12 protein-coding genes are annotated in these 15613 nt (G+C 73.2%); 9 read left to right on the top strand and 3 right to left on the bottom strand.

Annotated features, from left to right (window positions below; translation table 11 throughout):
• Positions 1-3: 3 nt before the first annotated feature.
• Complete coding sequence (locus AB0M28_RS06875; RefSeq protein WP_365398919.1) at positions 4-981, top strand: NAD(P)H-quinone oxidoreductase; 978 nt, start codon at positions 4-6, stop codon at positions 979-981.
• A 58-nt stretch (positions 982-1039) separates the two neighbouring features.
• Here the strand turns inward: AB0M28_RS06875 and AB0M28_RS06870 are convergent, their stop codons facing one another.
• On the bottom strand, positions 1040-1849 hold the full coding sequence (locus tag AB0M28_RS06870; RefSeq protein ID WP_365398917.1) for a hypothetical protein: 810 nt from the start codon (positions 1847-1849) through the stop codon (positions 1040-1042).
• A 139-nt stretch (positions 1850-1988) separates the two neighbouring features.
• On the opposite strand from AB0M28_RS06870, the gene AB0M28_RS06865 reads away from it, so the two are divergent.
• The 4 genes from AB0M28_RS06865 (at position 1989) to AB0M28_RS06850 (ending at position 6891) form a co-directional block, all read left to right on the top strand.
• Complete coding sequence (locus AB0M28_RS06865; protein ID WP_365398914.1) at positions 1989-2594, top strand: PadR family transcriptional regulator; 606 nt, start codon at positions 1989-1991, stop codon at positions 2592-2594.
• A gap of 102 nt (positions 2595-2696) precedes the next feature.
• Positions 2697-3434, top strand: a complete 738-nt coding sequence (locus AB0M28_RS06860; protein WP_365399087.1) for an ABC transporter ATP-binding protein — start codon at positions 2697-2699, stop codon at positions 3432-3434.
• Between the two features lie 89 nt (positions 3435-3523).
• Complete coding sequence (locus tag AB0M28_RS06855) at positions 3524-6232, top strand: FtsX-like permease family protein (RefSeq protein WP_365399084.1); 2709 nt, start codon at positions 3524-3526, stop codon at positions 6230-6232.
• 98 nt (positions 6233-6330) lie between these two features.
• Positions 6331-6891, top strand: coding sequence for a bacterial proteasome activator family protein (locus AB0M28_RS06850; RefSeq protein WP_365398911.1), 561 nt, complete (start codon positions 6331-6333; stop codon positions 6889-6891).
• A 63-nt stretch (positions 6892-6954) separates the two neighbouring features.
• Here the strand turns inward: AB0M28_RS06850 and AB0M28_RS06845 are convergent, their stop codons facing one another.
• The gene (locus AB0M28_RS06845) at positions 6955-8592 is read right to left on the bottom strand and encodes a protein kinase (RefSeq protein ID WP_365398908.1); all 1638 of its coding nucleotides are present in this window, start codon (positions 8590-8592) and stop codon (positions 6955-6957) included.
• An 825-nt stretch (positions 8593-9417) separates the two neighbouring features.
• On the opposite strand from AB0M28_RS06845, the gene AB0M28_RS06840 reads away from it, so the two are divergent.
• The gene (locus AB0M28_RS06840) at positions 9418-10974 is read left to right on the top strand and encodes a protein kinase (RefSeq protein ID WP_365399081.1); all 1557 of its coding nucleotides are present in this window, start codon (positions 9418-9420) and stop codon (positions 10972-10974) included.
• A gap of 6 nt (positions 10975-10980) precedes the next feature.
• Here AB0M28_RS06840 and AB0M28_RS06835 read toward each other — a convergent pair whose 3' ends face one another.
• Positions 10981-11643: a response regulator transcription factor gene (locus AB0M28_RS06835; protein ID WP_365398905.1), complete on the bottom strand. Its 663-nt coding sequence runs from the start codon at positions 11641-11643 to the stop codon at positions 10981-10983.
• Between the two features lie 345 nt (positions 11644-11988).
• On the opposite strand from AB0M28_RS06835, the gene pdhA reads away from it, so the two are divergent.
• From pdhA to AB0M28_RS06820, 3 genes are read left to right on the top strand one after another with little or no spacing between them, the layout of a single operon-like run.
• Positions 11989-13146: a pyruvate dehydrogenase (acetyl-transferring) E1 component subunit alpha gene (gene pdhA, locus AB0M28_RS06830; protein ID WP_365398903.1), complete on the top strand. Its 1158-nt coding sequence runs from the start codon at positions 11989-11991 to the stop codon at positions 13144-13146.
• Positions 13147-13148: 2 nt separating this feature from the next.
• Positions 13149-14129 carry an alpha-ketoacid dehydrogenase subunit beta gene (locus tag AB0M28_RS06825; RefSeq protein ID WP_365398901.1) on the top strand — a complete coding sequence of 327 codons (981 nt, stop codon included), beginning with the start codon at positions 13149-13151 and terminating at the stop codon, positions 14127-14129.
• A gap of 19 nt (positions 14130-14148) precedes the next feature.
• Entirely contained in the window at positions 14149-15579 is a 1431-nt protein-coding gene (locus AB0M28_RS06820) for a dihydrolipoamide acetyltransferase family protein (protein WP_365398898.1), read from the top strand.
• The last annotated feature ends 34 nt before the right edge of the window (positions 15580-15613 follow it).

Raw genomic sequence — 15613 nt, 5'->3', positions numbered from 1 at the left:
GGCATGTTCGCGATCACCATCCCCGTGGCCGGTGGACCCGAGGCGCTGACCTGGGCCGAGGTCCCCGATCCCGTACCCGCGCCCGGCGAGGTGCTCGTCGAGGTGGCCGCAGGCGCCGTGAACCGGGCGGACATCCTGCAGCGCCAGGGCTTCTACGACCCGCCCCCCGGCACCCCGCCGTACCCGGGGCTCGAGGTCTCCGGCCGGATCGTCGGCCTCGGCGAGGGCACCACCGGCTGGCAGCTCGGCCAGGAGGTGTGCGCCCTGCTCAGCGGCGGCGGTTACGCCCAGAAGGTGGCCGTCCCCGCCGGCCAGCTGCTCCCCGTACCGCAGGGCATCGACCTGGTCACCGCCGCGGCGCTGCCCGAGGTCACCTGCACGGTCTGGTCCAACGTCTTCATGATCGCCCACCTGCGGCCGGGCGAGACCCTGCTGGTGCACGGCGGCGCCAGCGGCATCGGCACGATGGCGATCCAGCTGGCCAAGGCCGTCGGCGCCCGTGTCGCCGTGACGGCCGGCAGCCCCGCCAAACTGGAGCGGTGCCGCGAGCTCGGGGCCGACATCCTCATCGACTACCGCGAGCAGGACTTCGCCGCCGAGCTGCTCAAGGCGACGGACGGCGCGGGCGCGGACGTCATCCTCGACATCATCGGCGCCAAGTACCTGGCGCAGAACGTCAAGGCCCTCGCCGTGAACGGCCGTATCGCCGTGATCGGCCTGCAGGGCGGCGTGAAGGGCGAGCTCAACCTCGGCGCCCTGATGGCCAAGCGCGCCGCCATCACCGCGACCACGCTGCGTGCCCGCCCCGCGGGGGAGAAGGCGGCCATCGTGGCGGCCGTCGCCGAGCACGTCTGGCCCCTGCTGGAGAGCGGGCGCATCCACCCGGTCGTCGACCGGGCCGTGCCGATGCACGAGGCGGAGGAGGCCCACCGGGTGGTGGAGTCGGGGGCGCACGTGGGGAAGGTCCTGCTGCTCAACTGAGCCTGCGCCCCGGCGCCCCGGCGCCCCGGCGCTCCAGGCCGGTCGGGCCCCCGGTGACCTACCAGCCCCCCGGCGGTCTGCGGCGCAGCCGCAGTCCGATGAAGCCCAGACCCAGGCCCATCAGCACCATCCCCGTCCCGAACGGCAGCACCCGCTCCGCGGCCGCCGCCGCGCGCTGGTGCCGCATCGCCCGGGGCGAGGCGGACTCCTCCGCCTCGAGGATGTACGTCAGCGTCTGCTCCGGCGCCGAACCGGGCGGCAGCAGCGGCGCGGACGGCTCCTCCTCGGCGTAGGGCGGGGTGACCGGTCGCGGGGTGAGGTGCGGGCGGGGGGCGGACGGTTTGCGGGGGCGGGACCCGGCGGTGGGATGTCCGCTCCCGGGTCCGGCGGCCGCCGCCTCGGACTCCCGTACCGGTGGGGGCGAACCGGACGGCGTCGCCTCCGGTACGGCGCCGCTCGCAGTGGCGCCGGGGGAGCCCTCGGCCGGGGGCGCACTGCCGGCCGGTGCCGCGCTCATACCCGTTCCCGCGTCCGCGGACGGACCTCCTCCGGCCTCCGCGGCCGGCGGCTGCGAAGCCTCGGCGGCCGGGACGTCCGACGCCTCCGGAACCGGGGGCACGGATGCCTGCGCGCTCTCCTCGCCCCGCCCCGGACGCGTCCGCCCCTCCCCCGCCTGGCTGCCTGCCAGCCGGTCCGGGGGCGGTGAGAACGGGTCGGCCTCCGCCCGTACTCCGGAGCGCAGGCCGCCTCCGCGCCCCTCCGCGAGTCCGAGCGCCGCTTCCGGCGCGACCACCGGCAGCACACCGGCCAGCACCGCCGCGGCGGCCAGCCGAGCGGCCGCGCGGTGCGGGCGGAGTACGTGGACCACGGCCCTGCCCCTTTCCCGTACCGGGAACGCCGAGTGACAGAACGAGCGTCACATGTGAGGCAAACCGGGGCATTTCCGAGTGACCTGATCGGGTAGGGGTGCTTGCCGAGGCGCTGCATACTCGGTATACATACCGAGTATGTCGATCCGCCACGGACTTCTCGCCCTCCTCGAACCGGGCCCCCGCTACGGCAATCAGCTCCGCGCCGAGTTCGAGGCCCGCACGGGCGCCACCTGGCCGCTGAACGTCGGCCAGGTGTACACGACGCTGAGCCGGCTGGAGCGCGACGGCTTCGTCACCCCGCACGGGGCCGACGACTCCGGCCACCCGCTGTACGCCATCACCGGTGAGGGCCGCGCCGAACTGCGCTCCTGGTACGCCACGCCCGTGGACCGCCAGCGGCCCGCGCGCGACGAGCTGGCCATCAAGCTCGCCATGGCCGTCGGCGCGCCCGACGTCGACATCAAGGACGTCATCCAGCGCCAGCGCCACCACACGCTCAAGGCAATGCAGGACTACACGCGGCTGAAGGTGGAGGCCCTGCAGGCGGTGGAGGAGGGGGACGCGGGCAGCGACGCCGTGGCCTGGCTGCTCGTACTGGAGCAGCTGATCTTCCAGAGCGAGGCCGAGGCCCGCTGGCTGGACCACTCGGAGTCACGGCTGGTCCGCCTCTCCCACCGCACGCCGAAGCGGCAGCCGCAGCCCGGCGAACCCGTCCGCGCGCACTCCGACTCCGCCGGCTGAACGCCAGGACCGGCACCCGATGAACGCCAGGACCAGCACCCGATGAACACCGGAACCAGCACCGGGCCCGACGCCCGGACGACGAACCACCAGGGGGAAACCATGTCCGGCCAGGAGCAGCGCCCCGTGCTGCAGTTGCGGGCCCTGACCCGCACCCACGGCACCGGGGCCACCGAGGTGCACGCGCTGCGCGGCATCGATCTGGACGTGCACGCCGGCGAACTCGTCGCCGTGATGGGCCCGTCCGGCTCCGGCAAGTCCACCCTCCTCACGCTGGCCGGCGGGCTGGACACGCCCACCTCGGGCGGCGTGTTCGTGGAGGGGACCGACATCACCGCGGTGAGCCGGCGGCGGCTGGCCGCGCTGCGCCGCCGCTCCATCGGCTACGTCTTCCAGGACTACAACCTCATCCCGGCGCTGACGGCCGCCGAGAACATCGCGCTGCCCCGCGAACTCGACGGCGTACGGGCGGGGAAGGCCCGCAAGGAGGCCCTCGCCGCGCTCGAGGAGATGGGGCTGGCGGAGCTCGCCGACCGCTTCCCGGACGAGATGTCCGGCGGTCAGCAGCAGCGCGTCGCCATCGCCCGCGCGCTGGTCGGCGACCGCCGGCTGGTGCTGGCCGACGAGCCGACGGGCGCGCTGGACTCCGAGACCGGCGAGGCCGTGCTCGGGCTGCTGCGCGAGCGCTGCGACGCGGGCGCCGCCGGGGTGCTCGTCACCCACGAGCCGCGCTTCGCGGCCTGGGCGGACCGGGTGGTGTTCCTGCGCGACGGCTCCGTCGTCGACCAGACCCTGCGCGGCGGTGCCGAGCAGCTGCTGGCCGGTGAGGGAGTCCGGTGAACGCCTGGCTGCGCGGCTGGCGCGCCTCGTTGCGGATCGCGCGCCGTGACGCCGTCCGCAACAAGGGCCGCAGCCTGCTCGTCCTGTCGATGATCGCCCTGCCCATCATGGGCGTCGGGGCGGCCGACATCACCGTGCGCTCCACCGATCTCACCATCGAGGAGCAGCTGACCCGCGAACTCGGCGCGGCGGACGCCCTGGTGACCCCCGGCTGGTCCGGTGGCGAGCCGATCTACCAGGCGCCCGACCCGCGCGAGGGCGGCATGGCCCCCGTGAACATCGACGACGAGCCCTCCGGCGGCGAACCGCCCAAGGCCGTCGACGTGCCCGCGCTGCTGCCCGCCGGGGCCACCGTCGTCACCAACTCCGAGGGGTACGGTCGCGCCCGCACCAGGCACGGCATCCTCTACACCTCGCTCCGCGAGCTGGACACCGCCTCGCCCCTCACCAAGGGCATCGTGACCCGGCTGCGCGGCGAGTTCCCCGACGCACCCGACGAGGTCGCCGCCACCCAGCACTTCCTCGACGAGAGCGGGCTGTACGTCGGCTCCCGCGTCACCCTGCGCGGCGAGACGAACCGCACCTTCCGCATCACCGGCGCCTACGAGCTGCCGAGGGAGCTGAAGAACTCCGAACTCCTCGGCACCCCGGGCCATCTGCTCACCGACCCCGCGCAGTCCGAGGGCCCGGCGCCGGAGCGGGGCTACCTCGTCGCCCTGCCCAGCGGTGTCAGCTGGGACCAGGTCAAGCAGCTCAACACCAAGGGCCTGCAGGTGGTCTCCCGGTCCGTGCTGCTGAACCCGCCGCCGGACGACCAGGTGCCGTACTACACGACCGAGCAGGGCGGATGGAGCCGGCAGGGCGCGCAGGACGCCGACGCCGAGGTCCTGGTGGTCGCGGCCACCGTGGCGGGGCTCGCGATGCTGGAGATCTGCCTGCTGGCCGGGCCCGCCTTCGCCGTCGGCGCCCGCCGCTCGCGCCGCCAGCTGGGCCTGGTCGGCGCCAACGGCGGCAACCGCTCCCATATCAGGGCGATCGTGCTGGGCGGCGGACTGGTGCTGGGCGTGGCCGCCGCGGTGGCCGGGCTGGTGCTGGCCGTGGCCCTGACGCTGGCCTTCCGGCCGCTGCTGGAGGGCCTGGTGGGCCAGCGCTTCGGCGGGCTCCAGCTGCGGCCCGCCGAGCTGGGCGGGATCGCGCTGCTGGCCGTCGTCACCGGGCTGCTGGCGGCGATCGTGCCGGCCGTCACCGCCTCCCGGCAGACCGTGCTGGCCTCCCTCACCGGCCGCCGCGGGGTGCGGCGCACCGGACGCCTGCTGCCGACGCTCGGGCTGGCCGCCGTCGGCCTCGGGGCCGCGGTCGCGCTGTACGGGGCGACCCAGACGGACAGCTTCCTGCTGGTCGGGTTCGGCAGCGGCGTCGCCGAGCTGGGCGTGGTGGCGCTGACGCCGCTGCTGATCGGCGTGTTCGGGCGGATCGGCCGCTGGCTGCCGCTGTCGCCGCGGCTCGCGGTGCGCGACGCGGTGCGCAACCGGGGCCGTACGGCGCCCGCCGTCGCGGCGGTGCTGGCGGCGGTGGCCGGGACGGTGGCGGTGGCCACGTTCATGAGCAGCGACGAGCAGGGCCAGCGCGACCGTTACGAGGCGCGGCTGCCCGACGGGATGGTGTCGGTGACGGCGTACGCCGACCAGGGCGTCGACCGCGATCCGGTCGCCGCCGCGGTCGAACGGACCCTGCCGGTGGACCGGCGCGCCGACTTCGGCGTGGTCCTGGGGAAGGCCAGGGGGGCGGAGAGGGAGCAGACCGAGGTCCAGGTGATCGTGCCGGCGGCCAACCGGTGCCCGCTGGACGACAGGGAGGGCGAGGCGCTCCCGCCGCAGGAGAGGCTGCGGCTCGCCAAGGAGGACTGGCGCTGCGCCGGCTACGGCGGGGACGACTACTCCTACCGGCCCGCGGAGCTCATGGTCGGCGACGCCTCGCTGCTGGAGGTCTTCGGTCTGGACTCCCCCGAGGCCAAGGCGGCGCTCGCCGACGGCAAGGCGGTGGCGTTCGGCAGGAGGTACGTCGAGGACGGCCGGATCCGCATCGGCGCCTGGACCGAGGACGTCGAGGGCAAGGACGGCCCCGCCGAGGCCGGCTCCGTCCCGGCCGTGATCGTCGAGTCCGACGCGGGCGCCCGCTGGCTGGGCGCGGTGGTGCCGCCCGAGGTGGTGCGGGACGCGGGGCTGGCGGACCGGCCGCTCGGCGCGTACTTCACCACCGAGCGCCCGCCCACCAGCAAGGAGAAGCAGGCGTACGAGAAGGAGGAGGCCGATCTGGGCGCCGAGGCCGAGCTGTACGTCGAGCAGGGCTTCGTACCGGAGCGCGGCTTCGTCCAGCTCGGACTGCTCGGCTTCGCCGCCCTGGTGACGATCGGCGCCGCCGGCATCGCCACCGGCCTCGCGCAGGCCGACGCCGAGTCCGATCTGCGGACCCTCGCCGCGGTCGGCGCGGCGCCGCGGGTCCGGCGCACCCTGTCCGGCCTGCAGTGCGCCGCGGTCGCGGCGATGGGCGTGGTGCTGGGGTCGGCGGCGGGCGTGCTGCCGGCGGTCGGCCTGCGGCTCGCGGACGAGCGGATCGGGCTGAAGCACTACCGCGAGATGCTGGCGTCGGGGAACTGGACGTCCAAGCCGCACGTGCCGATCGTGCTCCCCTGGGACACGCTCGCGGTGCTGCTGGTCGCGGTCCCCCTCGGCGCGGGCCTGCTGGCGGCGCTGGTGACGCGCTCCAGGACCGCTCTGGCCCGCCGGGCCGAGGCGTAACGGGGGAACGGGGGGCGGTGCCCCCGTACCGGGCGGGTTCGGCCCGTCGGTACGGGGGCACAACCATGGCGGGCCGCCCGTACGGGACAATGGGACGTATGAATACTCCGAGCCACGAGCAGTCGCAGGACAACCAGCACATCCTGGTCGTCGGACCGGACGGGATGGCCATCGGCAACGCCCTCCCGGGCGGCGGGAACGGGGATGACGAGTCACGCGAGGTTCCGGTGACGGAGATGGTCGAACAGCCGGCGAAGGTCATGCGGATCGGCAGCATGATCAAGCAGCTGCTGGAGGAAGTGCGGGCGGCGCCTCTGGACGAGGCGAGCCGGGTGCGGCTGAAGGAGATCCACGCCAGCTCGGTGAAGGAGCTGGAGGACGGGCTCGCCCCCGACCTGATCGACGAACTGGAGCGCCTGTCGCTGCCGTTCACGGACGACGTGGTGCCGAGCGAGGCGGAGCTGCGGATCGCGCAGGCCCAGCTGGTGGGCTGGCTGGAGGGCCTCTTCCACGGCATCCAGACGACGCTGTTCGCCCAGCAGATGGCGGCCCGCGCCCAGCTGGAGCAGATGCGCCGCGCGCTGCCGCCCGGCTCGGGCGGCCTCGAGGAGGAGGCCGGGCCGCGGCAGGGCGGGGCGCGGTCGGGTCCGTACCTGTGAGGACTTCGGCGTGAGACGTGAGAGGGGCGGCCCGGGTGGCCGCCCCTTCGTCGTACGCGGTGCTCAGCCCTGCGGGTAGCCGGTGGCGATGACCAGCCTGAGGCGGTCCTTCTTCGGGTCGAAGCCGTCCAGCGAGCTGAAGTTCTGGTCGAGCACCGTGTCCTGCGGCCAGAGGCTGTCGTCCCGCTTGGTGACGTCGTAGGTCCAGCCCGCGGCCGTCAGGCAGTCGCGGACCGAGTGCCAGTCCTTGTACGTGAAGTCCGGCACGCTGAGCTTGGTCTTGTCGTCGTAGTCCGGCCGGGCCTCGGTGCAGCGGCTCGCGTCGATCGTGCGCGAGCGGTCAGGCTCCCGGAAGCCCTGCTTGGCGTCCGCGGTGCTCTGCGGGCTGGTGCCCTGGGTGGCCGTCGTGCTGCCGCCGGCGCCCGGGTCGCCGTTCTTGTCGTCACCCTGGAGCGCGATCACGAGGACCACCGCGGCGACCGCGGCGATCGCGGCCATCGCCGAGGCGACGATCAGCGCCGTGTTGCGCTTGCGGCCGGGCTGCCCGGCCGGCGGGTGCGGGGTGAGGGAGTACGGCGGGGGCGTGGCGTAACCGCCCGCCGGCGGGGTCGGCGGGGCCTGGCCGAAGCCGGCGATTGGGGTCTCCCCTGCTCGAGCGAAGCCGAGAGCTTGGGGAAGGCTGAGGGGTTGGTAGCCCTGCGGGGCGCCCGGGGGCGGTGAGTGGTACGGGCCGGCCGCCGGGTTCACGGGCGGGAACACCGCGGAGGCCACGCCGGCGCCCGACTGGTGGTGCGGGGCGGCGACGACCGCGGGCATCGCGCCGGGCGGGGTCATACCGCCCGCGCGGCGCGCCTCGGTGTTCATCTCCCGGGCGGTGGGGAAGCGTTCGTTCGGGTTCTTCGCCAGCGCGCGGCCCACGAGCGTGTCGACGACGGGCGGCACGGCGCGGTTGAAGGCGGAGGGTGCCGGGGGCGCCTCCTGGACGTGGGCGTACGCGATCGCCAGCGGGGAGTCCGCGTCGAACGGGATCCGCCCCGTCAGCAGCTCGAAGAGCAGGATGCCCACGGAGTAGACGTCGGAGCGGGCGTCGACGCCGCGCCCCAGCGCCTGCTCGGGGGAGAGGTACTGGGGCGTGCCCACGACCATGCCGGTCTGGGTCATGCTCGTGACACCGGACTGCATGGCGCGGGCGATGCCGAAGTCCATCACCTTGACCAGGCCGCGCTTGTCGATCATCACGTTCGCGGGCTTGATGTCGCGGTGCACGATGCCGTGCTCGTGGCTGGCCTCCAGGGCGGCGAGCACGTCCGCGGTGATCCGCAGCGCCTTGTCGGCGGGCATCGCGCCGTACGCGGCGATGTCGGCGTCCAGTACGTCGCGCAACGGGCTGCCCTCGACGTACTCCATCACGATGTACGGGGTGAGGGCGCCGTCGAGGTGGTCCTCGCCGGTGTCGAAGACGGACACGACGTTCGGGTGCGACAGCCTGGCCACGGCCTGTGCCTCGCGGCGGAAGCGCTGGCGGAAGGACTCCTCGCGGCCGAGCTCGCCGTGCAGCGTCTTGATCGCCACGGGGCGGTCGAGGAACGTGTCGTGTGCGAGGTGCACGGAGGCCATGCCTCCGGCACCGAGCAGCTGCTGCAGCTGATAGCGGCCGCCGGCCAGCGATCGCCCCCCACGGTCCCCGTGCGGCTCGCCCATGATCGGATGCCCCCCAGTGCGGTAATCGCCAACGCAAGGCAAGTCTGCCCGCCCGTGCAGGCACGTCAAGCCGCTTGTCCGTTCCGTAACGGTGCCGTGGCGCCGGCGCCGCCCCGCGCCTCCGGCGCGGGGATTGCCCCCACCCACACACCACCCGTCACCGTCCGCCTTACCTGACGCCGGCGCCTGGGGACACGGCGACACCCCAGCCCAGCCCGGCGCTACGGCGAAACGGGACCGGGGTGCGTCCTCAGCCCGGCCGGCGTTTGAGGCCGAGGCGCGTAGCGCCGATAGCTCCGGTGCCCCGGTGTGCGGGGCCGGACCGCGATCCCAGCCCGGCCGGCGTTTGAGGCCGAGGCGCGTAGCGCCGACAGTTCCGGTGCCCCGGTGTGCGGGGCCGGACCGCGATCCCAGCCCGGCCGGCGTTTGAGGCCGAGGCGCGTAGCGCCGATAGCTCCGGTGCCCCGGTGTGCGGGGCGGCACCGCGATCCCAGCCCGGCCGGCGTCTGAGGCCGAGGCGCGCAGCGCCGACCGCGCAGGGGCGTGAGCGCGGCGCGCGCGACGGACCGCGACGCACAAGCGCCACGTATCACACTTCCTTGACCTGCCCACGCAAATCCGCCTGCGGATTTGCCACGCACGGCAGAGACCCGGTTGCATGGTCCGTTCACGACAGTGGCAGCCGGACGGGAAGAAACGCGCTGATCGCGCGGTACCGTGCAGCCAGAGGCGATGGACCACGGGCGAGGACTGATGGCGCAGACGGACAATCCGCACGAGCCGTCCGGAGCGGGCGCTACCGGCGGGCCCACGGGCCAGCGCGGTATGCCCGACTCGCCCGAGGCCTGGGGCAACGGCGGGCTCGTCGGCGACGGCCGCTACCGCCTGACCCGGCGGATCGGCCGCGGCGGTATGGCCGAGGTGTTCGCCGCCGAGGACGTCCGCCTGGGCCGCGAGGTCGCCGTGAAGCTGCTGCGCGCGGACCTCGCCGAGGACCCGACGTCCAAGGCCCGCTTCACCCGCGAGGCCCAGTCCGTGGCCGGCCTGAACCACCACGCGATCGTCGCGGTCTACGACTCCGGCGAGGACGAGGTGAACGGCAACTCCGTGCCGTACATCGTGATGGAGCTCGTCGAGGGCAAGACCATCCGCGAGCTGCTCGTCGACGCCGAAGCCCCGCCCGTGGACCAGGCGCTGCTGATCATCTCCGGTGTGCTGGAGGCCCTGGCCTACAGCCACACGCACGGCATCGTGCACCGCGACATCAAGCCCGCGAACGTCATCATCACCAGCACCGGCGCGGTGAAGGTGATGGACTTCGGCATCGCCCGCGCCATGCACGCGGCGGCCTCCACCATGACCCAGACCGGCATGGTCATGGGCACGCCCCAGTACCTCTCCCCCGAGCAGGCGCTGGGCAAGACCATCGACACCCGCTCCGATCTGTACGCCGTGGGCTGCCTGCTGTACGAGCTGCTGGCCCTGCGGCCCCCGTTCGTCGGCGAGACCCCGTTGTCCGTGGTCTACCAGCACGTCCAGGACATGCCGCTGCCCCCGTCCGCGCACAGCGACACCGTGCCGCCGGAGCTGGACGGCCTGGTGATGCGCTCGCTGGCCAAGGAGCCGGACGACCGGTTCCAGACGGCCGAGGAGATGCGGGGCGTCGTGGAGTACGCCCTGCGGATGTACCGCGAGGTCGGCGGGCACACCGGCGCCTGGAACACCGGCGCGGTGCCGATGGCGGGTCACACCCCGCCCATGGGCTCGCCGACGGCGACCACCGTGCTGGGCGGCGGCGCCGCGGGCCGGGACACCCCGCCGCGGCTGCTGCGCCAGAGCGGGCCGGACGACGGCGGCTTCGACCCGGGTCCGCGCGAGGAGAGCGGGGGCCGGGGCAAGTGGTGGCTGCTGGCGGCGCTGGCCGTGGTGGCGGTCGTCGCGGGCGTGGCCTTCGCCCTCAGCCAGTCCGACCCGGGCGACGGGCAGGAGAACAAGCAGACGCCCACACCGACGCTGGAGCAGACGCCGTCGGAGGAGCAGTCGCAGCCCGAGGAGTCGGACGAGCCGACCGAGGACGAGCCGACGTTCGACGAGACCGAGCACACCACGCCCTCGCAGGAGCCGTCACAGACGCCCTCGGAAGAGCCGTCGCAGTCGCCCTCGCAGTCCCCGTCGGGCGACGGCGGTACGACGACGGACGGCGGTACGACGACGGACGGCGGCACCACCACGGACGGCGGCACGACGACCGACGGCGGCACGACGACGGACGGCGGCACCACCACGGACGGCGGCACGACGACCGACGGCGGTACGACGACGGACGGCGGCACCACCACGGACGGCGGCGCCACCAACGACGGCGGCGCCACGGCGGGCTGATCCGCCCTACTCGCCCCGGGAAGCCTGCTTGCGCGCCACGTACGCCGCCGCCTGCGACCTGCGCTCCATGCCCAGCTTCGACAGCAGCGACGAGACGTAGTTCTTGATCGTCTTCTCGGCGAGATGGAGCTCCTCGCCGATCGCGCGGTTCGTCATGCCCTCGCCGATCAGGTCGAGGATCTTGCGCTCCTGCTCGGTGAGGGAGGCGAGCTTGTCGTCGCCCTTGTCCTTGCCGCCGTCGCGCAGCCGCTCCAGTACGGCGGCGGTGGCCACGGGGTCGAGCAGCGACTTGCCGGCCGCCACGTCGCGTACGGCGGTCAGCAGCTCGTTGCCCCGGATGGCCTTCAGCACATAGCCGGAGGCGCCGGCCATGATCGCGTCGAAGAGCGCCTCGTCGTCGGCGAAGGACGTGAGCATCAGGCACTTGATGTCGGGGTTGTTCGAGCGGATCTCCCGGCAGACCTCCACGCCGCTGCCGTCGGGCAGGCGTACGTCGAGGACGGCCACGTCCGGCTGCACGGCCGGGATCCGGACCAGGGCGTCCGCGGCGGTTCCGGCCTCGCCGACGACCTCGATGTCGGACTCGACCGCGAGCATCTCGTGCACCCCGCGGCGTACCACTTCGTGGTCATCGAGTAGGAATACGGTGATTTTTCCGTTTTCGGGCACGATGCCAGTCTCACATATTGGGCCTTCCCCTGCCGCCGGGCTCCGAGTTAACGTGCTAGCGTCCCGGCCGCCAGCGGGCCCGTGACCAGTGGTTGGATCGCCGAATCCGCGATTTACTTGGAAATCCAAGGAAAGTCGCAGGTCAGGAGCGGTTCGCACGCGCAGCGTTCACTGGGTAACGTGCCTGCCGAGGTAGTCGCCGGGCGCCTGTCACATCCGGTCCGTACGCAGGCGCACACACCCCGTGCGCCCGCCAGGGACTCGGGTGAGCCGCCTCCCGGCCGCCGGTCGGGAGTCCTAAGGCCCCGGCGACCCCGGGGGCCGGAGAAACGTCAGGAGCACACCGTGACCGTGGAGAGCACCGCCGCGCGCAAACCGCCGCGTCGCAGCGGCAGCAAGCGCACGAGCAGCGCTGCGGCCAAGAAGACCAGCCAGGAGCCCGAGCTCGTACAGCTGCTGACCCCCGAGGGCGAGCGCGTCGAGCACCCGGACTACTCCATCGACCTCAGCCCCGACCAGCTGCGCGCGCTGTACCGCGACATGGTGCTGACCCGCCGCTTCGACGCCGAGGCCGTCACCCTGCAGCGCCAGGGCGAGCTGGGTCTGTGGCCGTCGCTGCTGGGCCAGGAGGCCGCCCAGATCGGCTCCGGCCGCGCGCTGCGCGACGACGACTACGTCTTCCCGACCTACCGCGAGCACGGCGTGGCCTGGTGCCGCGGGGTCCCGCCCGAGTCGCTGCTGGGCATGTTCCGCGGCGTGAACAACGGCGGCTGGGACCCGAACAGCAACAACTTCCACCTGTACACGATCGTCATCGGCTCGCAGGCGCTGCACGCCACGGGCTACGCGATGGGCATCGCGAAGGACGGGGCGGACTCCGCGGTCATCGCGTACTTCGGCGACGGCGCCTCCTCCCAGGGCGACGTGAACGAGGCGTTCACCTTTTCGGCCGTGTACAACGCGCCGGTCGTGTTCTTCTGCCAGAACAACCAGTGGGCGATCTCCGAGCCCACCGAGAAGCAGTCCCGGGTGCCGATCTACCAGCGCGCGCTGGGCTTCGGCTTCCCGGGCGTGCGCGTGGACGGCAACGACGTCCTCGCCGTGCTGGCCGTGACCCGGGCCGCCCTGGAGCACGCCCGCTCCGGCCAGGGCCCGATGCTCGTCGAGGCGTTCACGTACCGGATGGGCGCCCACACCACCTCCGACGACCCGACGCGCTACCGCAGCGACGACGAGCGCAAGTCGTGGGAGGCCAAGGACCCGATCCTGCGGCTGCGCACGTATCTGGAGAAGGAGGGGCTGGCGGACGCCGCCTTCTTTACGGAGCTGGAGACCGAGTCGGAGACGACCGGCAAGCGGGTGCGTGAGGCCATCCGGAACATGACCGACCCCGACGACATGGCCATGTTCGAGAACATCTACGCCGACGGCCACGCGCTCGTGGACGAGGAGCGCGCGCAGTACGCCGCCTACCAGGCGAGCTTCGCCGAGGAGGGCAACTGATCATGGCTGTTGAGAAGATGGCACTCGGGAAGGCGATCAACGCCTCCCTGCGCAAGGCCATGGAGGACGACGCGAAGGTCCTCGTCATGGGCGAGGACGTCGGCAAGCTCGGCGGCGTCTTCCGGATCACCGACGGTCTGCAGAAGGACTTCGGCGAGGACCGCGTCATCGACACCCCGCTGGCCGAGTCCGGCATCGTGGGTACGGCCATCGGCCTGGCGCTGCGCGGCTACCGGCCCGTGGTGGAGATCCAGTTCGACGGCTTCGTCTTCCCGGCGTACGACCAGATCGTCACCCAGCTGGCCAAGATGCACGCCCGGGCGCTCGGCAAGGTCAAGCTGCCCGTCGTCATCCGCATCCCCTACGGCGGCGGCATCGGCGCGGTCGAGCACCACAGCGAGTCCCCCGAGGCGCTCTTCGCGCACGTCGCGGGTCTGAAGTGCGTCTCGCCGTCGAACCCGGCCGACGCCTACTGGATGATGCAGCAGGCCATCGCGTCCGACGACCCGGTGATCTACTTCGAGCCCAAGCGCCGCTACTGGGACAAGGGCGACGTCGACACCACCGCCATCCCCGCGCCGCTGCACACGGCCCGCGTGGTGCGCGAGGGCACGGACCTGACGCTCGTCGCGTACGGACCGATGGTGAAGACCTGCCTGGAGGTCGCGGCCGCCGCGGCCGAGGAGGGCAAGAGCCTCGAGGTCCTCGACCTGCGTTCGGTCTCCCCGCTCGACTTCGACACGGTCCAGGCGTCCGTCGAGAAGACCCGCCGGCTGGTCGTCGTGCACGAGGCGCCGACCTTCTTCGGCTCCGGTGCCGAGATCGCCGCGCGGATCACGGAGCGCTGCTTCTACCATCTGGAAGCCCCGGTGCTGCGTGTGGGAGCCTTCCACGCGCCGTACCCGCCGGCCCGGCTCGAGGAGGAGTACCTCCCGAACCTGGACCGCGTGCTCGACGCCGTCGACCGCGCGCTCGCGTACTGAGGAAGGGGAGCACCGCACAATGACGCGCTTCCGCGAATTCAAGATGCCGGACGTGGGCGAGGGGCTCACCGAGGCAGAGATCCTCAAGTGGTACGTCCAGCCCGGCGACGAGGTGCACGACGGCATGGTCGTGTGCGAGGTCGAGACGGCGAAGGCGGCCGTGGAGCTGCCGATCCCGTTCGACGGCGTGGTGCACGAGCTGCGCTTCGAGGAGGGCGCCACGGTGGACGTCGGCACGGCGATCATCGCCGTGGACACCCAGCCGGGCGCCGGTGAGGCAGCCCCGGAGGCTCCCGCCGCCGCTGCCGCGCCCGCCGCTCCGGCCGCCGCGCCCGCTCCCGCCAAGCGCGAGCCCGTGCTCGTCGGCTACGGCGTGGCCGAGGGCTCCACCAAGCGCCGCGCCCGCAAGGCGCCCGGCGGGGCCTCCCCGGCCACCGCCGCGGTGCAGGCCGAGATGAACGGCACCGCCGCCCCGGCGGACGCCGCCATCGGCATCGCCCCGGTGGCCCCGGCCGCCCCGGCGATCCCGGCGCCCGTGCCGGGCGAGGACCGTCCGCTGGCCAAGCCGCCGGTACGCAAGCTGGCGAAGGACCTCGGCGTGGACCTCGCGACCGTCGTCGCGACCGGCGCGGGCGGCATCGTCACCCGCGAGGACGTCCACGCGGCCGTGGCCGCCCGGCAGGCACCGGCCCCGGTCGAGGAGCCGGTGGCCGTCGCGGCCCCCGCGCCCGTCGCGGTGACCGCCGGCGCCCGCGAGACGCGGATCCCGGTCAAGGGCGTACGCAAGATGACCGCCCAGGCCATGGTCGGCAGCGCCTTCACCGCCCCGCACGTCACGGAGTTCATCACCGTCGACGTGACGCGGACGATGAAGCTGGTCCAGGACCTGAAGGCCGACAAGGACATGGCGGGCCTGCGGGTCAACCCGCTCCTCCTCGTCGCCAAGGCGCTCCTCATCGCCATCAGGCGGAACCCGGACGTGAACGCGTCCTGGGACGAGGAGAACCAGGAGATCGTCCTCAAGCACTACGTGAACCTGGGCATCGCCGCGGCCACCCCGCGCGGGCTCATCGTGCCGAACATCAAGGACGCCGACGCCAGGACGCTGCCCGAGCTGGCGGCGTCCCTGGGCGAGCTGGTGGCGACGGCCCGCGAGGGCAGGACCACCCCGGCGGACATGTCGGGCGGCACGGTGACCATCACGAACGTCGGCGTCTTCGGCGTCGACACCGGCACGCCGATCCTCAACCCCGGCGAGTCGGCGATCCTGGCCTTCGGCGCGATCAGGCTGCAGCCGTGGGTCCACAAGGGCAAGGTCAAGCCGCGCCACGTCACGACGCTGGCGCTGTCGTTCGACCACCGCCTGGTGGACGGCGAGCTGGGCTCGAAGGTCCTCGCGGACATCGCGGCGGTGCTGGAGAACCCGAAGAAGCTCATCACCTGGGGCTGACCCCCGCCTCATCGGCCGTACGGGCCCGGTCCGC

The sequence above is a fragment of the Streptomyces sp. NPDC051940 genome (genome assembly GCF_040680895.1).
Taxonomy (GTDB): Bacteria; Actinomycetota; Actinomycetes; order Streptomycetales; family Streptomycetaceae; genus Streptomyces.
This window is presented reverse-complemented; position numbering and strand designations above follow the sequence as displayed.

What these genes read in the sequence shown, in the direction of transcription:
- AB0M28_RS06875 (WP_365398919.1), top strand. Translation starts at nt 4, where the DNA reads ATGTTCGCGATCACCATCCCCGTGGCCGGTGGACCCGAGGCGCTGACC.
- AB0M28_RS06865 (WP_365398914.1), top strand. Translation starts at nt 1,989, where the DNA reads ATGTCGATCCGCCACGGACTTCTCGCCCTCCTCGAACCGGGCCCCCGC.
- AB0M28_RS06860 (WP_365399087.1), top strand. Translation starts at nt 2,697, where the DNA reads ATGTCCGGCCAGGAGCAGCGCCCCGTGCTGCAGTTGCGGGCCCTGACC.
- AB0M28_RS06855 (WP_365399084.1), top strand. Translation starts at nt 3,524, where the DNA reads ATGATCGCCCTGCCCATCATGGGCGTCGGGGCGGCCGACATCACCGTG.
- AB0M28_RS06850 (WP_365398911.1), top strand. Translation starts at nt 6,331, where the DNA reads ATGAATACTCCGAGCCACGAGCAGTCGCAGGACAACCAGCACATCCTG.
- AB0M28_RS06845 (WP_365398908.1), bottom strand. Translation starts at nt 8,592, where the DNA reads ATGGGCGAGCCGCACGGGGACCGTGGGGGGCGATCGCTGGCCGGCGGC.
- AB0M28_RS06840 (WP_365399081.1), top strand. Translation starts at nt 9,418, where the DNA reads ATGCCCGACTCGCCCGAGGCCTGGGGCAACGGCGGGCTCGTCGGCGAC.
- AB0M28_RS06825 (WP_365398901.1), top strand. Translation starts at nt 13,149, where the DNA reads ATGGCTGTTGAGAAGATGGCACTCGGGAAGGCGATCAACGCCTCCCTG.
- AB0M28_RS06820 (WP_365398898.1), top strand. Translation starts at nt 14,149, where the DNA reads ATGACGCGCTTCCGCGAATTCAAGATGCCGGACGTGGGCGAGGGGCTC.